A 17,082-nucleotide genomic window follows, 5' to 3' on the forward strand; every position below is an offset into this window, starting at 1 on the left:
AAAATGTACCACCTGGAACAGAAATGTCAATCGTAACGTGTACGTGAGTAGAAAAGGAGAAATCTGTATGCTGAAAAAAACAAAGATCGTCTGCACCTTAGGCCCCAGTTCCAATACCCCGGAAATTATCGAAAAGATGATTAAAGCCGGCATGAACGTTGCCCGCTTTAATTTCTCCCATGGTTCTCATGAAGAACATAAACAGCGCATCGACATGGTCCGCGCTGCCTCCCAGAAACTGGGTATCCCTGTGGCACTGCTCCTGGACACGAAAGGCCCGGAAATCCGTTTGGGCAAATTTAAGAATGGCTCGATCATGATGGAAGCCGGCAAGGACTTTACCTTGACGGCCCGTGACATCGAAGGCGACGAAACGATTGCCTCCATGAACTATAAAGAACTGCCGCAGGACGTCAAAGCCGGCGACCACATCCTCTTGTCGGACGGCCTGGTCAACTTGGAAGTTGTCAGCGTCGACGGCGAAGATATCCATACGAAGATTCTCAACAGCGGCAAGATGAGCGACCGCAAGCGCGTTGCCGTACCGGGCATTGCCATCAACCTGCCGGCCGTTTCTGAAACCGATGCCGCTGACATCGAATTTGGCTGCCGCATGAATATGGACTGGATTGCCGCTTCTTTCATCCAGCGCGGCAAAGATGTCCTGACGATCCGCAAGATTTTGGAAAAACACGACAGCCACATGAAGATTATCTCCAAAATCGAATGTCAGGCAGCTGTCAACAATATCGACGATATCATTAAGATGAGCGACGGCATCATGGTTGCCCGTGGTGACCTCGGCGTCGAAGTCCCGGCGGAAGAAGTACCGATGCTCCAGAAAGTCCTCATCCATAAATGCCAGGCTGCGGGCAAACCGGTCATTACGGCGACGCAGATGCTGGAATCGATGTGCAACAACCCGCGTCCGACCCGGGCAGAAACGAGCGACGTTGCTAACGCCATCCTCGATGGCACCGATGCCATCATGCTCAGCGGCGAAACGGCTGGTGGCCTCTATCCGGTAGAAGCCGTAGAAACTATGGCCCGCGTCGCAACCTTTACGGAAAGCAACTTCACGCCGAAGTCCTATGAAGATGTCGACGCCGAATCGACAACGACGACGGAATCCATCGGCAAAGCCGTCGTCAAGATTGCCAAAGACCTCCACGCTGCGGCTATCATCGCTTCGACCGAACGCGGCGGCACAGCGCAGATGATTTCTAAATTCCGCCCGGCCTGCCCGATTGTGGCCGTATCGCCGCACGAAGCCATCGTCCGCCGCTTGCAGCTCAACTGGGGCGTCCAGGCCGTCACGGGCAAAGAAGCGAACGACACCGACGCTGTCGTCGATAATGCTATCTTCGCAGCCCTCGACAACGACCTCATCAAAGCCGGCGACCTCGTCGTCCTCACGGCCGGTGTCCCCGTTGCCAAAGCCGGTTCGACCAACATGATCCGCGTCCAGGTCGTCGGTGACGTCCTCCTCCGCGGTACCGGTATCGGCCGTAATTCGGCCATCGGCAAAGTCTGTGTCGCTGAATCGAAAGAAGACCTGGAAAAGAACTTCAGCGACGGCTGCATCCTCGTCCTCCGTTCGGCCCGCGCTGATTTCGTCGATTATATGAAACGGGCCAGCGCCATCGTCTCCGAAGAAGTCGGCCTGACCAGTGAATCAGCCATCGTCGCCATCACCTTGGGCATCCCGACCGTCGTCGGCGCAGCTCATGCCGTAGACACTCTGGAAAATGGCGAAATCGTCACCGTAGACGCCAGCCGCGGCACCATCTTCCGCGGCGAAGCCAACGCACGATAAGCATCACCCTGATAGGAGGGGCTGTCGCATTAAGCGACAAGCCCCTTTTGTGGTTCGTTTGGCGTGGTTCGTTTGCCGAAAATTCTCACAGCTGCAAGAAAAATGATATTTTCATACAGCAGATTGTTAAAAAATTTAAACCTTCACGGCAAACAAATCACGAACCACGGCAAACCACGTGAAAAAAGGGATTGTGCATGACGGCAAAAGCCTTCGTGCGACAATCCCTTTTTTCACATCCCCATAAATTCCAGCATTTGTATCATGCCGGCTGGGAACGTGTTTATGTCCAAGGATTCCTGCAAAGTGTGTTCACCGCGGCTGCGGCAGAAGCCGAAGGAAATGGACGGGATGCCCTGGCTCATGGGGATGTTGGCATCGGTGCTGCCGGCAATGCAGGTTGTCGGCAGGCTGTGGCGCTGACGGATTGCCGTGATGCGGTCTGCCAGGGGATTGGCGTCCAGTCGGCTGCAGGGACGTTCGCCCAGGAGCGTTGTCCCGATGTGGACGCTTTCCCGTTCTCCTGCTTTTATGATGGCGTGGAAGGCCTGGTCCAGTTTATCCAGTTCGTCGGCATTTTCCGAACGCAAGTCGACAGTGAACTTCGCTTTGGCAGCGATAGAATTGATGGTCGTACCGCCGGCGATGGTGCCGACATTGTACGTCGTCTTCGGCTGGGACGGTACAGACAGCCCATAGAGACGGCTGATGAGGCGGGCCGCTTCGGCAATGGCATTGGACTGGCCGAAATGCATCCAGCTGTGGCCGCCGGCAGCTTCGACCGTCACGGCATAGCGCCGGGATCCGACGGCAGTCGTCACGAAGGTATCGAAAGTACAGTCGACGGCGACGACTTCGGAAATCCGGTCGTGCCAATCGGCCATGACCTGCCGCATCCCCTTGAGATTGCCCAGGCCTTCTTCGCCGACATCGAAGGCGAAAAGCAGGCCCTGCGGCGGCATGAGCTGTAAATCGAAAAACATTTTGATGATGAATAATAAACCGGCAATACTGGCACTGTTGTCGCTGCACGACGGTGCCGACAAGATGTGTCCCGTCTGATGAATGGGGATTTCCTGTAAATCTTTAAATACAGTATCTATATGAGCGGTGTAAAGGGCGACCTTTTCACCGCTTTTTATATGGCAGGGATAGAGAATATTGCCGGCTTCATCGCGATAGGCACTGCTAGCTCCCAAGCCATGTAAATATTGGAGAATCCATTCCCCCTTGGCCTGTTCGTGACCCGTCGGCGAAGGCAGCGAAATAATCTGACAAAGTAATTCCATAAAATCACAGCGGTGCTCCCGCACATAACGTTCTATATCTTCATTCATGGTGATGACTCCTCTCTCTTCATGGTAACTTTATTATAACATGGAAAAGACGCAGGCCGCCTGGATAAGGCGGCCCGATGTGATGTTCGACCACAGCCTATCCGAGTATAATGGCAGGCTTTTACGAACCACGAACAACGAGCCACTATTTTTTCACGAGCCGAGGGTTACTCGAGGCGATGTCTTCAGTTTGAGTTTGACGCCGCGCAGCGGCATCTGAGTCTGAGGCGACCGGCGGGACCGTCAGGTCCCCGATTCGATGAACGATGAACGGCTTTTTTACCCATGTACTTGAGTGTCATTATCTTTTAATTACAAAAATGACCACTTGCGACAAAAAAACGTCATTTTAGGACAAGTTTGTCTTATCCCCTCGTTTTATATCGTATAATGCAAGTAGATAAGAAACCCATATAACGAATGTATGAAATGTAAAAATGTAAACCTAAAATAGAAAGGGATGAAGTTATTAAAACTGATATTTTTATCAAACATTATTAAAGAACATGTGGAAGTATAACATTTAGCGAAACAATTTTATATCATATTAATTATATTATAAGTGAGAAAGACAATTGTCTATACAAATAAAAAATAATTAAAGCATTTTTACGGTAAAATATTCTGGAGCTGAAAAAAAGGAGGCGAACATTTATGAATAAGATTTACAAGGTAGTATGGAATACAGTTCGCAATTGTTACGTAGTCGGATCCGAACTGATTAGCTCGAAATCGGGCAGACATAGCGCATCGAATGGCAAGTCTTCGAGTTTGAAAGTTACTTTGACCGTACTAGCGCTCTGCGGGATGACGGCTTTAGGAAGCGGAGTGGTCCCGGCGTATGCGGCGGATGGCACGGGAGCTGTAACGGCAAAGAATCAATACGTCGCATTGAGGTTCTCTAGTCCTGATGATGGCGATTCAAGAGCTGAATACCAGAATGGTCAATGGCATACTACTTTTAATGGAAAAAACTACGATACGGTTGACAGTGGTATGAAGGATAAATATAATCAGCCTATTATCTATTGGGTCCGCAACGGCTATTCGCTGACCATAGTCGACGGCCAGCCTTATACGTCCTTGTCGGACAATGGCCGCCGGGCTGATGTCAGCTGGACAGATGATGCAAATGCCAAACCGTCGGATATCTTAGAAAGCGTTACTTCGACTCATGTCCAAACGAATGTGACGACCAATGTTGGCGAAACGTTGCAGCAAGTCAATGCTGGAACCTATGCTGGTGTGAGCAATTCTGATGGAACAGAGGTTAACGGCAAATGGAATTACATCGTCAAAGACTCCAGTTGGAAAGGCGTTGTCGACGCTTCGAATTATCGCAACGGGTATGCTGACTTAGTTTCTAGTGGCAAGCCTAGGGGCTTTGTCAGAACTACGGATGCTGGCTCTAAATTAGCTTGGAACGCTACCCTTAGCGCATATACGTATAATGGAAAAGTTGTCGATTATAGCAATATCTATGTCATTGATGGGGAAATCGGTGTCTTCACCAACGCTTCGGAATCAGAAGTCTATACAGGAACAGTCTTTGGTAAAAATAATGAAGTCTTGATGACTGTCAAGAAATCTGATGGCAGCTATTACAGCTATTGGGGCGCTGAAGTCAATGACGCTGGCGCTACGATGGATACCTATCGGGTAGCCGAATACCAGAAAGACCTCAACGTCTTGCGGGACAATGACTTTGCCCTCTATCATAACGATATTAAGTCCGTAGATATGAGCACGAACGATTCTTCGGCAACCATTTCCCTCATGCGTAATGGTGATGGTACGAGCAATCCTGCTGTCGATGGAACGTTGACCATTACTAATGGTGGCGGCACAGGTGGTAAGGACACCTATGTCCGTATTTCCAACACGACGAATGGACAAGAAGTTTCTAAGACCTTTACGACAGGCTCGAAAGTCAGCGCCATTGGGTCAACTGATGCTACAACAGGACTGACGATTAATGGTGTCGATTACACGATTAAACCGGATGTCAGCTGGACTGCCCAGGCTGGCGGTAAGGACGTCAATGCTGTCAATCAGAAAGTCAACTTTGTTGGAAGTGACCATATTACCGTTACCGGAACAGATGGTCAGATTAAATTTGAAGCTACTGGGTTGGCAGATACGGACCTCACCAATATCACGAACACGGCAGTAACAAAGATTCAAAACATCGCTAAAGGCGAAGATGTCCATATCAAAGCCGATACCTATACGGTAGGTAATGATGGTTCCGTTACCATGACCTACGTCGATGGCAATGGCAATACAATTGATGGCACGGCCAAGATTACGGGCATCGCCAAGTCGGATCTGTCGAATATCACCAATAAAGGAAATACCGTTATCAAGAATATTGCTAAAAATGCTGTGAAAGTTATTGGTGGGACGAACACGGCCGTTGAAACTTCGACGACAGATAATGGACCTGTGGAATACAAAGTCAATCTCAATAAAGATGTCAACTTGGGCGATACGATTCAGCTCAATGGCTCCGATGGCTCCATCAGTGCTAAATCGGGCGGCGCGAGGTTGTCTTTCAACAACAACGGCTTGACGGTTTCCCAGGCCAAGAATGGCGTGACTAATGAAACGAGAATCAATGGAGCTGAGATTACGGTCGACGGTGGTATCGGTAACCAGACAACTATCAAAGGTTCGATGGCTAGTATCGGCAGCGTCCTAGTCAACGGCGGTGGTGGAACAGCTACGATTAGTGGCCTGACCAATAAAACGACGAAGTACGCGGGTTTTGCAACATCTGGCCGGGCAGCAACGGAAGAACAGTTGAAAGAAGTCAACAGCAAAGCGACTGCAGCAAAGACGACGGTTACTAACGGCAAGAACATTACTGTCAACGAAGCGAAAGCAGATGATGGCAGCAGCACGTATACCGTAGGCTTGGCAAAAGATGTCGTTCTTGGCGACAATGCCATTAAGCTCAATGGCTCCGATGGCTCCATCAGTGCTAAATCGGGCGGCGCGAGGTTGTCTTTCAACAACAACGGCTTGACGGTTTCCCAGGCTAAGAATGGCTTGACTAATGAAACGAGAATCAATGGAGCTGAGATTACGGTCGACGGCGGTATCGGTAACCAGACAACGATTAAAGGCTCGACGGCCCGAATTGGTAATGTCTTGGTTAACGGTGGTAGCGGAACGGCTACGATTACTGGCTTGACCAATAAAACGACGGATTACACCGGCTTTGCAAACGGCAGTGGCCGGGCCGCAACGGAAGAACAGCTGAAAGAAGTCGACAGCAAAGCGGCAGCCGCAAAGACGACGGTCACTAACGGCAAGAATATCACTGTCGACGAAGCGAAAGCAGATGATGGCAGCAGCACGTATACCGTAGGCTTGGCAACAGATGTCGTTCTCGGCGACAATGCCATTAAGCTCAACGGTTCCGATGGTTCCATCAGTGCTAAATCGGGCGGAGCCCAGCTGGCTTTCAACAACAGCGGCTTGACGGTTTCGCAGGCTAAGAATGGCTTGACCAATGAAACGAGAATCGATGGAGCTACGATTACAGTCGATGGTGGTACGGGTAACCAGACGATCATCAACGGTTCGACGGCTCGTATCGGCAGTGTCTTGGTCAACGGTGGTAGCGGAACGGCTACGATTACTGGCTTGACCAATAAAACGACGGAGTACACCGGTTTTGCAAACGGCAGTGGCCGGGCAGCTACGGAAGAACAGCTGAAGGAAGTTGCAGGCAAAGCTGGCGAAGCTATCGAAACGGCTGGCAAAGGCTGGAATCTGACGACTAACGGTAAAGAAGCTAGCAAGACCAACATCGCTCCGGACGGCACGGTAGACTTCTCCAGCAGCAATGACAATCTGATCATCAGCAATGCTGGCGCAAATCTCTCGTTCTCCCTCAGTGATAATCTCGACCTAACCAAGAATGAAGCTAATAAAGGCAGCGTCAAAGTCGGTAAAAATACGACATTGACAGATGGACTTCTCCAGGTCGGTAACTTGTCCCTGACGGCAAATGCTCTCACAATTGACGGTTCGACCTATATCAGTGCCAGTGGTATCAATGCCAATAAACATAAAATCACCAATGTCTTAGCTGGGAAAGATGATATGGATGCAGTCAACGTCGGTCAGCTCAAATCGGCTATCCGCGATTCGCAAGTTTCCATCAAGGCTGGTGATGGCATCAGTGTCGCTAAGACGGGTAACCAGTACACAATCAATGTTAATATTGAAGGCGTTACCAATAACCAAGGCAAAGTAACGGTTTCGACAGGTGACAGCACTTCGACAGAAAGTGGTTCCGAATCCGGTTCGTCGGGCGCTAAGAAGTTCAAAGTCATGGACCTCATGTATCGGGCAGAATCTAATGAAGTTGCTCCAGAAACGACAACAGATACCGGTAAACCTATGAAAATTGAAAGTATTCCGGAAGATATCAAGCTTGAAGCTGATGATAACCAGGCTGCCAGTGTCGTAAATGGTGAAACTATTAAGATTGCTGGTGATGGTACGAATATCTCGACGAAAGCTAACGTTACTGGAGCAGGCAGCATGGATACCATATCCGTTTCCCTGAAACCGGATATTCAAGTTGATAGTGTTACTATCAACAATGGTGGACCGACCATTAATAATACTGGTATCGACATGAATGGTAAGAGCATCACCAATGTTGAAAATATTACCGTCAACAATGGTCCGACCATCAATAGCAGCGGTATCGACATGAACAGCCAGAAGATCATCAACCTGGCTGAAGGAGATATCTCCGAAACGTCGACAGATGCCGTCAATGGCGGTCAGCTCTACAACACGAACCAGGCCGTCATTGCCAATGCGGAAAACATCAACAGCCTGAGCCATTCGCTCAACAAGCTGGACAGCCGCATCAACCGCGTCGGTGCTGGTGCAGCCGCGCTGGCAGCCCTCCACCCGCTCGACTTTGACCCGGACAACAAGTGGGACTTCGCAGCTGGTTACGGCAACTATGCTGGCGCTAATGCCGTCGCTATCGGTACCTACTATCGTCCGAACGAAAACACCATGTTCAGCATCGGTGGCAGCTTCGGCGGCGGTGAAAATATGATCAACGCCGGTGTCAGCTTCAAACTCGGCAGCGGTGGCAGCGGTATCACGACGTCCAAGACGGTCATGGCCAAGAAGATTAAAGAACAAGATGAACTCCTGAAAGCACAGGATGCTAAGATGAAAGAACAAGACGAAAAGATTGCTAAACTGGAAGCTCTCGTAGCCCAGCAAGGCGAAATGATTCAGCAGGCACTTGGCAAGAAATAGTGCCATCCAGAAGGCTTCGCGTGAAGGTTCCGGCCATCATGCGGGGCCTTTTGATGTTTGATGTTTGATGCGTGATGTTTGATGTGATAATGTGGATTTTGGGAGGCAGGCCGCAAAAAAACACGGCCAACGGCCTTGTGCGTAGTATGCGTAGGGGCCGACCTTTAACCTCTCAGACCGCCTTTGGCGGCCAGCTCCCCTATAAAGGGAGCCTTGTGAGTCCCGTTGTGAGATTTCATTACAGCCCATTCGAGTATAATGGCAGGCTTTTACGAGCCACGAATCACGAACCACGAGCCACTAATTTCTCTTTTGGTTGTAAATGCAACAGAAATATTCCTTTCTTTTTGTTATACTTTACGTGTACTCGATAAGAGCTGCGAATTTTGAATCACCCATTCATTTATATGTCCATAATATAGGAGGTTTTCCCCATGACAAAAGAAAAACAGATGTTTTGTTTCCAGTGTGAACAGACCGCTATGGGTACTGGCTGTACCGGTTGTGCCGGCGTTTGTGGCAAATCGGCTGTTGAAGCTGGCTTGCAGGATGTTTTGACCGGCGCTCTCGTCGGCTTGGCCCGTACCTGTCAGACTGCCGCTCCGACGGCTAAGACCTATCGTACCATCCTCGAAGGCATGTTCACGACCATTACCAACGTCAACTTCAATACGACGACGACCCAGGCTATGGTCGATAAAGTCCATGCTGAAGCCGCTGCTCTTTCGTCCACTCCCGCAGCTGACTACGACATGAACCAGATGTGGAACGCTGACGAAGATATCCGTTCCCTCAAATCGCTCATCCTCTTCGGCATGCGCGGCATGGCTGCTTATGCTTACCACGCTCTCATGCTCGGCAAATCGAGTGAAGAAGTCGATTCCTTCTTTGTCAAAGGCTTATCGGCTATCGGCGAAGACTGGGGCATGGATGAACTTCTCCCGATTGTCATGGAAACAGGCAAAGTCAACTTGACCTGCATGGCCCTCCTCGATGAAGCCAACACGACTACTTATGGTACACCGGTTCCGACGACGGTTCCTTTGACTGTTGAAAAAGGCCCGTTCATCGTCGTTACTGGCCACGACCTGAAAGATTTGGAACTCCTCCTTAAACAGACAGAAGGCAAAGGCATCAACATTTACACTCATGGTGAAATGCTCCCGGCCCATGCATATCCGGAATTGAAAAAATACAAACACCTCAAGGGCAACTTCGGCACGGCTTGGCAGAACCAGCAGAAAGAATTTGATGGCGTTCCCGGTGCTTTCCTGTTCACGACGAACTGCCTCATGCCGCCTCGCAAATCCTACATCGACCGCGTCTTCACGACGGAAGTCGTTTCCTTTGACGGCGTAACTCACATCGGCGAAGACAAAGACTTCACACCGGTCATCGAAAAAGCGCTGGAACTCGGCGGCTACAGCGAAGACCAGCACTTCACCGGCATCAACGGCGGCAGCACGGTAACGACAGGTTTCGGTCATGGTACCGTTCTCTCCGTAGCTGACAAAGTCATCGATGCTGTCAAAGCTGGCGCTATCAAACACTTCTTCCTCGTCGGCGGTTGCGACGGCGCTCGTCCGGGCCGTAACTACTACACGGAATTTGTTAAACAGACCCCGGCTGATACGGTTGTCCTCACCTTGGCTTGCGGCAAATACCGCTTCAATGACCTCGACCTCGGCACCATCGGCGGCTTGCCGCGCATCATGGATATGGGCCAGTGCAACGACGCTTACAGCGCTATCCAGGTAGCTGTCGCTTTGGCAAAAGCCTTCGATTGCGGCGTCAACGACCTGCCTTTGTCCATGGTTCTCTCCTGGTACGAACAGAAGGCTGTCTGCATCCTCTTGACCCTCCTCTCCTTGGGTATCAAGAACATCTACCTCGGACCAACACTGCCGGCCTTCGTCTCCAAGAATGTCCTCAACTACTTGGTAGAAAACTTCAACATCACTCCGACCAGCACGCCGGAAGCTGACCTCAAAAAGATTTTGGGATAAGAGGCCGTAGTTTATAGTTTGTAGAAGAGAGATTTAAACTCAAAAGAGGCTGTCCAATGCGACAGCCTCTTTTTTTTTCGCCTGTATGCGATTTCGTAGGGGACGTCCTGTCAAGGCGTCCAGCCTCTGCTGTCCGTTTTGGCGACCGTCTTGCGCCTTCCGTTGGTCGGCACCCGATGGGTCAAAAAGGCTTAGGACGGCCCCTACGGAGGCCCCGATTGGGGCGCTTTAGCGCCCTAACTACTTGCGGAATTGCCTATTCTACGGTAATATAAACGTATACTAATCTTATTATATGCAAATGGGAGGCTTTTACTATGGCAGACAATAAAACTTATGCTGTGTTCCAGACGAACCGCGGCGATTTTACGGTTGAACTTTTTGCGGACAAAGCTCCGATTACGGTCGAAAATTTTGTCAATTTGGCAAAATCCGGTTTTTATGATGGCACGATTTTCCATCGCATCATTGCCGATTTCATGATCCAAGGCGGCGACCCGACGGGTACGGGCTGCGGCGGCTCGAAGCAGACGATCCCTGATGAATTTGGTCCGGGCCTTGATTTCAGCGAACCCGGTATCCTGGCTATGGCCAATGCCGGCCCCAATACGGGCAGCTCTCAGTTCTTTGTGACTGTTGTCCCGACGCCGTGGCTCCAGAACCATCATTCGATTTTCGGCAAGGTCGTCAAAGATTACGATGTCGTCGAAGGTATCAGCAGAGTCAAAACGAATTTTGCAGATAAACCCCTGGAAGATGTCGTCTTGAACACGGTGAAAATCGTAACGGAAGCCTAAGTGCTTCATGTTGTATTATACGTATATGGTGCGCTGTGCCGACCAGTCTTTATATACGGGCTGGACGCTGGATGTAGCCAAACGGGTGGCAGCGCACAATGACGGCAGAGGGGCCAAGTATACCCGTTCCCGTCGCCCTGTGACCCTGGCCTGGTGCCAGGGTTTTCCTACAAAACACGAAGCGATGCATTGGGAATGGCAGATCAAGCAGTGGACGAGAAAGAAGAAGGAGAAGCTCTGCCGGGAACAGCTTTCCGTAACGGATGAGGAAGGATGATCGAAATGAAACTATGGAAAAAATGGCTGACGACAATCGTTGCCAGTTTATCCCTCTGTATCGCACCGGCAGCGATGGCTTCGGCCGCTTCGACGGCGCAGATCTTGCTTTACGGGGCCGCGACGATGGTCCTGGCAAAACAGCAGCTGCTCCAGATGGACAACAATAACCAGAAACAGATGCTGGCCAATACCCAGGCCAAGACGGGCGTCGTCAATAATGAAGCCTACAGCGACCGCCTGGAAAATATCCAGCGCAATCTCGTGGCGACGGGCCTGATTAAGCGCAATTACGATGTCTATGCCAATCCCTCGACGGATTTGAACGCCTTTGAAACGATCGGCGGCGTCATTTCCGTCAATAAGGGGATGCTCGATGCCCTCAATGATGACGAACTGGCCTTTACGCTGTGCCATGAAATGCAGCACGGTGAAAAACGCCATGCCATCAACGGCGTCCTCAAGAGTATCGGTATTTCGACCCTCGTCGACGTGTCCCTCGGCGGCAATGCCGATGTCCTGGACATCCTCTTGGGCAGTGTAGCCGTCAATTACATCGACAATGAATTTGTCACTATGGACCAGGAAAAACAGGCTGATGCGACGGGCTTCAATGTCTTCAAGAACACGGCATATAATGTCGGTGGTGCCGCTTCGTCCATGCAGTACGTCTATGAACAGTATGGCGAATTGTGGCAGGAAGGTTTCAAACGCATCATCAGCCCGAACAACCATCCGCAGATGTCGAGCCGTATCGAAAAGCTGGCCGGACGCATGAGCTTGTGGTCAGGCAACCACGTCCAGGTCGGCGGCAACACGGTATATGTCAACGCACAGCCTGTTGTTACGCCGGCCGTGTCCGGAACCTATTCGTCACGGCGTCGGGCTTTCCTGGTCGCCGGCAATCTGGCCCGGGCTACGCACGATGTCTACGGCGAAGCGACGAAAGACGATAAAGTCGTCACCGAAGCGATGAACAAGAAGCAGCCGTCGTGGAAGGTGTCGTCCCGCGGCGATGACGTCTACGTCAACGGCTTGCGCGTCATGACCTGTGCCGACGGCGATAACCAGCCGGTCATCGTCAAGAATATCCAGTCGGCCCTGGAAGCCAAACCGGCCATGCTGAACAAGAAGGAAATCCAGAAGCAGAATAAAGCCTGGACCCATAAGTATGGCTATAAGAAACAGAAGAAGGAGAAAAATGCGTAAACAAATAGCTTTTGTCACGGCCCTCATGGCCTTGACCCTGGGCGTCGGCATCCTCGCCGGTGCCCGCCAGTCGACGGACTCTCATGGCGTCGATGTGGCCCTGGAAGAAGCGCGGCAGCATGCGACGACTGATGGCGATGACGTGCCAGCCTTGCGGGAAAAACCGCAGGTCACTCTTCATTATCCGGCGACGGATCCGGCCGATGCCCATCCCATCCTGCGCTGGAGCCGTGTCGACGGGGCTGTCATGTATGACGTGCAGATATTGAAGAAGGAAGAAGAAAAGGACGCGGACGGGAAACCCAGTACGTCTTATGAACCGTTCATGGATGACCAGAAGGCCTATACGACAGGACTGGAACTGGATTTGCCCGATACTTTCCTGGGACAGGTCTTTTACTGGCGCGTCCGCGGCCTCGATTTGAAGGGGCGTCCCGTCAGTGAGTTCTCGGATGTCGAAGAAGTACATGTCGATATTTTCCAGCCTTTTACGGAAAAGCCGACGCCCTTGTCCTTTTTCAACCAGGGACCGGGACAGACCCTGCTCTACCCGGTCTACGACTGGATTGCCGTACCCGGGGCGGCCAAGTATGAGGTGGAAATCCTCAACGACCTGCCGGAAGACCCGAACGGCACGGCACCGTCAATCCATCGCATCGACAGTTATACGCCTCAGTATGCTCAGCAGTATGACCAGAAGGCCCGCATGGGCGACAAGCCGTTCTACTGGCGCGTCCTGGCCCTGGACGGGGCGGGGAATCCCATCGGCGGCTATTCCGATGCCCTGCCTTTCGAACTGGATCCGGCTGCCGAACAGGGCGTCGTCGCTATCTTCGGCGACAGTATCAGCCATGGCGGTGGCAGTATTTCTTATTCGCCGACGGACTGGGATTTCAGCTACGCTTCGTATCTCATGTTCCCGACGATCAACCTGGCTCAGAGCGGTGACACGAGCGCCATGGGCGTCGAACGCTTCGACCGCGATGTCCTGCCTTTCAAGCCCTCGTATGTCATCATCCTCATCGGCTCCAACAGCCTCCGGGCCGGCGTGCCGGCAGGCGAAGTCATTGCTGATTTACGGACGCTGAAGAAAAAATGCCTGAGCCACGGCATCAAACCGGTTTTCCTGACCATTCCGCCGCTTAACCCGCAGAACATCAAGGCCGCCTTCGACCAGGATACGGCCGATGACTGGCGCAGCGCCATTGCCGAAGTCAACGACTACATCGACACGCAGGTCCACATCGACATCACGCCGGGCATGGCTGACAGCCACGGCGAACTCAAGACCGAACTGGCTCTGGACGGCCTCCATCTCGACCCACCGGGCAAAAAAATGATGGCCGCCGCCATCAATAACGCCTGGGCCAGCATCACGGAATTACCCGATAGTGCCTGGGAGTGAGGGAAAGGGCTGACGCCCTTTCCAGTGGTTCGTGGTTCGTAAGCGGGCCGATAACCCTGTGGCGCCCCTACTTTTAAATTTAAAACCATCCACTAACCCCTAGCCACTAACAACTAACCACTAAAAAGACGCTGTCGCATTATGCGACAGCGTTTTTTTACACCTCCTCCAGCAAGCGCTTGGCTGTGAACTGGTCGGTGATGAGGACGTTGGCGTAGCCGCCTTTCAGGGCGGCGCGGATGCTGGCGATTTTGCCTTCGCCGCCGGAGAGGAGGATGCTGTATTCTTTGTTGCGCAGGTCATCCAGGGCGATGCCGACGGTGCGGTCATTCAATTCCTGGCTGGAGATGTTGCCGTCTTTGTCGAAGAAGCGGGAGCAGATGTCGCCGACGGCGTGGCTCTTGAGGTAGGCTTTTTCTTGGGTATCGGCATAGCCCAGGCGGAAGAATAGGGCGTTGTCGCGGACTGTACCGACGCTGAAGATGGCGATGTTGGCATTGCGCCCCAGTTCCAGGACGCGCTTGATGTGGCGGTCGCGGTAGACCATTTCCTTGACTTCTTTGGAGTCGAAGAGGACCGGCAGGGGCAGGTACTGGGCGATAGTTTCGTAGTTCTTGGCGAATTTTTCCAGGATTTCATTGGCGTAGGTTTCGCTCGTTGAAAGGGTGATGCCCCCTTCGAGCTGGACGATTTGGGCGCCCTTCAGGGGGTGGGGGATGAGCTGATGGGACAGGCTGTGGAGGGTTGTGCCCCAGCCGACGCCGATGATGTCGCCGTCCTGGATGATTTCATTGATATAGGCTGCGCCGCGCTGGCCGATATATTTCTTGACTTCTTCTTCATCTTCGATGGGTGCGTTGGCGATGCAGACCTGGCGCAGCCCGTAGGCCGAGGCCACTTTTTGGGCCAGCTGGCCCTGGTCTTCGATGGGGTCGAAGATTTCGATGCGCACGAAACCCATGTCCTTGGCGTACTGCAAGAGCCGGGAAACGGACGGTCGGGACAGCTGCAATTCCTTGGCGATATCGGCTTGGCTAAAGCCTGACTGATAATATAATTTGGCTGCGCTGATGGCTAGTTTATTCTTATTATGTTGCATACAAATCCATCCTTAAGATAAAATGGTAAATTTATATAATCCTCTGACGAAAAAGTAGTAGCGAATACAAATATATTCTTTTTCATTATCGCATTTTTGTTCAGGTAAATGCAAGGCAAAATGCAAAGCAATCTGCAAATATGACTTTTTATGTATACTATATTTTGCATAAAAATTATAGCCTTCACAACGACTATACGTAATGTGAAAATATGTTAATATTTTGTTGAAAAAATGTGCCGTCTGATGTATGATGAACCTACGGAAAATCCTCTATGCAGGTAGCGAAAGAAAATATCAGTGTCATTGACGAAAGGAGCAATTTTATTATGCAAGAGAAGCAGTATGTTATGGCCTTGGACGCCGGCACCACGAGTAATCGTGCTATTATTTTCGATAATGAATCGCATATCGTCAGCGTCAGCCAGAAGGAATTCACCCAGTATTTCCCGAAACCGGGCTGGGTCGAACACGATGCCAATGAAATTTTCCACAGCATGGTCGAAGTCATGCGCGAAGCCTTGGCACAGGCCAATATGACAGCCAGTGAAATCTCGGCCATCGGCATCACCAACCAGCGTGAAACGACAGTCGTCTGGGATAAGAACACGGGCGACCCCGTGTACAACGCCATCGTCTGGCAGTCCCGTCAGACCGCCCCGATTTGCGAAGACCTCAAGGCCCGCGGCCTGGTCGATGAATTCCGTGACAAGACGGGCTTGGTCATCGACGCTTATTTCTCGGGCACGAAAGTCAAATGGATCTTGGACAACGTCGAAGGCGCCCGGGAAAAAGCTGAAAAAGGCGACCTCCTCTTCGGGACCATCGACTGCTGGCTGGTCTGGAAACTGACAGGCGGCCAGGTCCACATCACAGACTACTCCAATGCGTCGCGTACACTTATGTTCAACATCAAAGAACTGAAGTGGGACGACCAGCTTCTTGAATATTTAACCGTTCCTAAATGCATGCTCCCGGAAGTACGCCCGTCCAGTGAAGTCTATGGCTGCACGGATCCGGCCATCCTCGGCGGTCCGGTCAACATCGCCGGTATCGCTGGTGACCAGCAGGCAGCCCTCTTCGGCCAGACCTGCTATGAACCGGGTATGGCTAAGAATACCTATGGTACAGGCTGCTTCATGCTCATGAATACGGGCACGACACCGATTCCTTCCAAGAACGGCCTGGTTACGACCATCGCCTGGGGCCTCGACGGCAAAGTCGAATATGCCCTGGAAGGTTCCATCTTCGTCGCCGGTTCGGCCATCCAGTGGCTCCGCGACGGCCTGCGCCTCATCGATACGGCTCCCGATTCGGAATGGGTCGCTAAACGCGTTCCCGATTCGGACGGCGTCTATGTCGTACCGGCTTTCGTCGGCCTCGGCGCTCCCTACTGGGATATGGATGCCCGCGGCTTGATCATCGGCATCACCCGCGGCACCAAGAAGTCACACATCGTCCGGGCTACCCTCGATTCTATGGCTTACCAGACGAAAGACGTCCTCGGCGCCATGGAAGCGGACTCGGGCATCAAACTGGCTGCCCTCAAAGTCGACGGCGGTGCCGTTGCCAACAACATGCTCATGCAGTTCCAGGCCGATATCCTCGGCGTTCCTGTCGACCGTCCTCAGGTCATCGAAACGACGGCTCTCGGTGCCGCTTATCTGGCTGGTCTGGCTGTCGGCGTCTGGGATTCTAAAGAAGAACTCGTATCGAGCTGGAAACTCCAGAACCGTTTTGAACCGACCATGGAACCGGAAAAAGCAGCAGGTTACTACAAAGGCTGGCGCAAAGCTGTCAAGCATGCAATGCACTGGCTCAGCGATGAAGACTAAG

The 17,082-nt window shown here is 51.8% G+C and carries 10 protein-coding genes and 1 pseudogene; 9 read left to right on the plus strand and 2 right to left on the minus strand.

Translation table 11 applies throughout. The annotated features are described in order from the left end of the window. Nucleotides 1–67: 67 nt before the first annotated feature. Nucleotides 68–1,816 (plus strand): pyruvate kinase, encoded by a 1,749-nt coding sequence (gene pyk, locus C6362_RS04660; protein ID WP_014015593.1) that lies wholly within the window; start codon nucleotides 68–70, stop codon nucleotides 1,814–1,816. A 233-nt stretch (nucleotides 1,817–2,049) separates the two neighbouring features. Here pyk and C6362_RS04665 read toward each other — a convergent pair whose 3' ends face one another. Beyond that, nucleotides 2,050–3,153, minus strand: a complete 1,104-nt coding sequence (locus C6362_RS04665; RefSeq protein WP_014015594.1) for a M20/M25/M40 family metallo-hydrolase — start codon at nucleotides 3,151–3,153, stop codon at nucleotides 2,050–2,052. A 654-nt stretch (nucleotides 3,154–3,807) separates the two neighbouring features. Here C6362_RS04665 and C6362_RS12295 point away from each other — a divergent pair. The 7 genes and pseudogenes from C6362_RS12295 to C6362_RS04695 all read left to right on the plus strand — a co-directional run. Then, nucleotides 3,808–3,930, plus strand: a pseudogene (locus C6362_RS12295) (ESPR domain-containing protein); the annotation flags it as partial. 219 nt (nucleotides 3,931–4,149) lie between these two features. Continuing rightward, the gene (locus C6362_RS04670) at nucleotides 4,150–8,454 is read left to right on the plus strand and encodes a beta strand repeat-containing protein (protein WP_041647097.1); all 4,305 of its coding nucleotides are present in this window, start codon (nucleotides 4,150–4,152) and stop codon (nucleotides 8,452–8,454) included. Nucleotides 8,455–8,888: 434 nt separating this feature from the next. Beyond that, complete coding sequence (gene hcp, locus C6362_RS04675; RefSeq protein WP_014015596.1) at nucleotides 8,889–10,460, plus strand: hydroxylamine reductase; 1,572 nt, start codon at nucleotides 8,889–8,891, stop codon at nucleotides 10,458–10,460. 317 nt (nucleotides 10,461–10,777) lie between these two features. After that, complete coding sequence (locus tag C6362_RS04680; RefSeq protein WP_014015597.1) at nucleotides 10,778–11,257, plus strand: peptidylprolyl isomerase; 480 nt, start codon at nucleotides 10,778–10,780, stop codon at nucleotides 11,255–11,257. A gap of 7 nt (nucleotides 11,258–11,264) precedes the next feature. After that, nucleotides 11,265–11,534 carry a GIY-YIG nuclease family protein gene (locus C6362_RS04685; RefSeq protein ID WP_014015598.1) on the plus strand — a complete coding sequence of 90 codons (270 nt, stop codon included), beginning with the start codon at nucleotides 11,265–11,267 and terminating at the stop codon, nucleotides 11,532–11,534. A gap of 5 nt (nucleotides 11,535–11,539) precedes the next feature. Continuing rightward, entirely contained in the window at nucleotides 11,540–12,742 is a 1,203-nt protein-coding gene (locus C6362_RS04690; protein WP_014015599.1) for a M48 family metallopeptidase, read from the plus strand. Beyond that, nucleotides 12,735–14,147 carry a GDSL-type esterase/lipase family protein gene (locus C6362_RS04695; RefSeq protein WP_014015600.1) on the plus strand — a complete coding sequence of 471 codons (1,413 nt, stop codon included), beginning with the start codon at nucleotides 12,735–12,737 and terminating at the stop codon, nucleotides 14,145–14,147. Before C6362_RS04690 ends, C6362_RS04695 begins: the two co-directional genes overlap by 8 nt. 157 nt (nucleotides 14,148–14,304) lie before the next feature. Here C6362_RS04695 and C6362_RS04700 read toward each other — a convergent pair whose 3' ends face one another. Further along, a complete protein-coding gene (locus tag C6362_RS04700; RefSeq protein ID WP_014015601.1) occupies nucleotides 14,305–15,246 on the minus strand; it encodes a sugar-binding transcriptional regulator in 942 nt (313 codons plus the stop codon). Nucleotides 15,247–15,575: 329 nt separating this feature from the next. Between C6362_RS04700 and glpK the strand changes: the two genes are divergently transcribed. After that, nucleotides 15,576–17,081 (plus strand): glycerol kinase GlpK, encoded by a 1,506-nt coding sequence (gene glpK, locus C6362_RS04705; protein WP_014015602.1) that lies wholly within the window; start codon nucleotides 15,576–15,578, stop codon nucleotides 17,079–17,081. Nucleotide 17,082: the final 1 nt, after the last annotated feature.

Origin of the sequence: Megasphaera elsdenii DSM 20460, assembly GCF_003010495.1 — a bacterium.
GTDB lineage: Bacteria > Bacillota > Negativicutes > Veillonellales > Megasphaeraceae > Megasphaera > Megasphaera elsdenii.

Excerpts from the sequence above, each read along its gene's own strand:
- C6362_RS04690 (WP_014015599.1), top strand. The coding sequence starts at position 11,540 with ATGAAACTATGGAAAAAATGGCTGACGACAATCGTTGCCAGTTTATCC.
- pyk (WP_014015593.1), top strand. The coding sequence starts at position 68 with ATGCTGAAAAAAACAAAGATCGTCTGCACCTTAGGCCCCAGTTCCAAT.
- C6362_RS04665 (WP_014015594.1), bottom strand. The coding sequence starts at position 3,153 with ATGAATGAAGATATAGAACGTTATGTGCGGGAGCACCGCTGTGATTTT.
- C6362_RS04695 (WP_014015600.1), top strand. The coding sequence starts at position 12,735 with ATGCGTAAACAAATAGCTTTTGTCACGGCCCTCATGGCCTTGACCCTG.
- C6362_RS04680 (WP_014015597.1), top strand. The coding sequence starts at position 10,778 with ATGGCAGACAATAAAACTTATGCTGTGTTCCAGACGAACCGCGGCGAT.
- C6362_RS04685 (WP_014015598.1), top strand. The coding sequence starts at position 11,265 with ATGTTGTATTATACGTATATGGTGCGCTGTGCCGACCAGTCTTTATAT.
- C6362_RS04670 (WP_041647097.1), top strand. The coding sequence starts at position 4,150 with ATGAAGGATAAATATAATCAGCCTATTATCTATTGGGTCCGCAACGGC.
- hcp (WP_014015596.1), top strand. The coding sequence starts at position 8,889 with ATGACAAAAGAAAAACAGATGTTTTGTTTCCAGTGTGAACAGACCGCT.
- C6362_RS04700 (WP_014015601.1), bottom strand. The coding sequence starts at position 15,246 with ATGCAACATAATAAGAATAAACTAGCCATCAGCGCAGCCAAATTATAT.
- glpK (WP_014015602.1), top strand. The coding sequence starts at position 15,576 with ATGCAAGAGAAGCAGTATGTTATGGCCTTGGACGCCGGCACCACGAGT.